2 protein-coding genes are annotated in these 2311 nt (G+C 64.6%); both read right to left on the bottom strand.

The window, feature by feature from the left end:
- Nucleotides 1-244: 244 nt before the first annotated feature.
- The gene (locus tag AC3WTE_RS32540) at nucleotides 245-1309 is read right to left on the bottom strand and encodes a response regulator transcription factor (protein ID WP_492443746.1); all 1065 of its coding nucleotides are present in this window, start codon (nucleotides 1307-1309) and stop codon (nucleotides 245-247) included.
- On the bottom strand, nucleotides 1306-2286 hold the full coding sequence (locus tag AC3WTE_RS32545; RefSeq protein ID WP_492443748.1) for a LuxR C-terminal-related transcriptional regulator: 981 nt from the start codon (nucleotides 2284-2286) through the stop codon (nucleotides 1306-1308). Before AC3WTE_RS32545 ends, AC3WTE_RS32540 begins: the two co-directional genes overlap by 4 nt.
- Nucleotides 2287-2311: the final 25 nt, after the last annotated feature.

The raw sequence follows: 2311 nt of genomic DNA on the forward strand, positions 1-2311 counted from the left end.
TCCAATTATCCCTTGCAGGACAGGCACTTTCGCTTATCTACACCCTGTGGCGCACGCTATTTCACGAAAAATCCGGGCTAGACATGTTTGACCAAAATTCTGCGCGAAGGCATGAATAATCGAGCCCAGAAAATTGCTGAACCCGTGCTCGGATAACCATTTCGGAATACGAATTAATTCACCACAGCGGCAATTATTGGCGGCGTTCGGAGAAAATGCGGATACTGCGATAAGCGGGCAGCTACTACGCCTGCTCACCAAATCCGGACTGTGCATCCATGTAGAGCGTGATGGCCTCCAACCGGTTGGCGGCGCCGATCTTGCGCAGGATTCGCTTCACGTGCGTCTTGACCGTCTCCACCGAGACGACGAGCTCTTGGGCGATCTCCGCATTGGCGTCACCGCGCACCATCCTGGCGAACACGTCCCGCTCTCGGTTGGACAACGCCGCAGTGAACGCATCGATCGCCGCATCCGTGGCGAAGGCGCCGTCGTCGTCCTCCAGGCTGACAGCCGTTCCGGCGATCCGATCAACTTCCTCGGCCAGCCGAGCCGCGGCTCCGATGATCGATATCCGAAGCTGTTCCACGCGCCCCGAATTCAACAGTCGCTCGTAGACGAGCGAGTACACAGACAGCAGCAGTCCGAGCGTGTCGACGTCCCTGTCGGCGATGGCGCCCGGGGCGCGCGACATGTGGATCAGCGCCACCACCTTGGCTTCCACGACGATGGGCGCTACCAGATAGTCCGCGGCACCAAGAGCTTCGCAGAAGCCGTCGGTGGCCGCCACGTGGTCCTGGCCGGTGTGAACGATCCGCCGGAACCGGACGCAGTCCTGTTCGGCGAAGCAGGCGGTGCGCGGCACGGGTTTTCCCGTGCCGCGCGTGCCGTGCGATGCCACGGGGATGAACTTGTCGGGCGCTATCGACGAGAGCACCACGCTGCTGAAACCGACGGTGTGGCACAGCTCCGCGCACACCTGACGCTCGAGCGCCTGGACCGACGGCGCCGCCTTCAACCGCCGGATACTGTCGATCACCGACCGCGCCGTCGCGCCGGAGTCGTCACCGCTGATCAGTCGCGCCTCGACCTGCGCTTGCAGCGACGCCATCAAGAGTCGCTGCGCGACCGCCGGCATGAGGGTGATGCCTTCGCCGCCATCACCGAAGAGCACCTCCTCGGTCGTTGCCGCAGAATTGGCGATGGCCTGCTCGAGGATGGTCGCCTTGTCGAGCTTCGGCAGGTTGAGCACGCTGCGCAGGTGTCCGTCGATCTGGTTGAGTCTGGTCACCATCGCACGACGCGTCATCGTGGTCGTCCACTCCCCACGCCGGCGCCCATCGTCAGGTACATCGCGAGGGCGGCCGCCCGGTTTGTGGTGTTGAACTTCTCGGCGATGCGTTTGAGGTGCGACTTCACGGTGCCCTCGGAGATCAGCAGGCAGCGCGCGATGTCCCGGTTGGTGGCACCGGTCGCCACGTAGGACATGACTTCCCGCTCGCGCGCAGTGAGCTCGGCCGCCGCGGCGCGATCGCTCGCCGGCTCGCCCACAGGGTCCGAGGCACCCGCAACTGACGACGCCGCACTGTCCGGCGCCGGTCGTGTCATGAGCTGATCCATTGTGGCGCAGAGCTTGTCGACCTCGACGCGCTGTTGCGACACCCTCTCTTCGAGAACGGCTCGCTCGTACACCACTGCCAAGCATTCCGCGAACGCTTCGAGCAGATCGAATTGATCCATGACGGTGGTGTCGGGCGCCTCCGGGAAGTCGGCATGCAGCATCCCGATCACGTTGCCGCCCACGGTGATCGGAGCCGCAAGGTAATCCTGACGCGCCGACGCGGTCGGGCGGGACACGACGACGCCATGTCGACCACGGATCAGGGCGGCTTCGGCCTCGGACTCCTCGAGCCGGACGGGCACCCCGATCGGGAAGCCCTGGAAGGAACCCGATGTCGCGGCACGTCCATGCAGCTGCCGCGGTAGCCAGTCGTGTTCACGGACCGTCGAGACCATCACCCGGGTGAATCCGAAGTCCCGGCACAACAACGTCATCGCGGTCTTGATGGCCTCCCGCGACGAGGCGCCGCGCAGGGAGTCGACGGCGTGGCGGATGGCGTTCACCCGCCCGACGCCCCGAGCAGCCTCGCTACCATTGAGCTGCTGCCGGAGCCGTTGTACCCCGGCCAACAGGTCCTCGGTCGCGCCGCCCGCCGCGCGCTGCCGTTCGAGGCGGGGGTCGAGGAGCAAACCCGCCCAATCCGGCGCTAAGGATTTACCGCACATAGTGTCATACTATGTGCGATCGGAT

The sequence above is a fragment of the Mycobacterium sp. FW102-FHT13B02 genome (genome assembly GCF_058790275.1).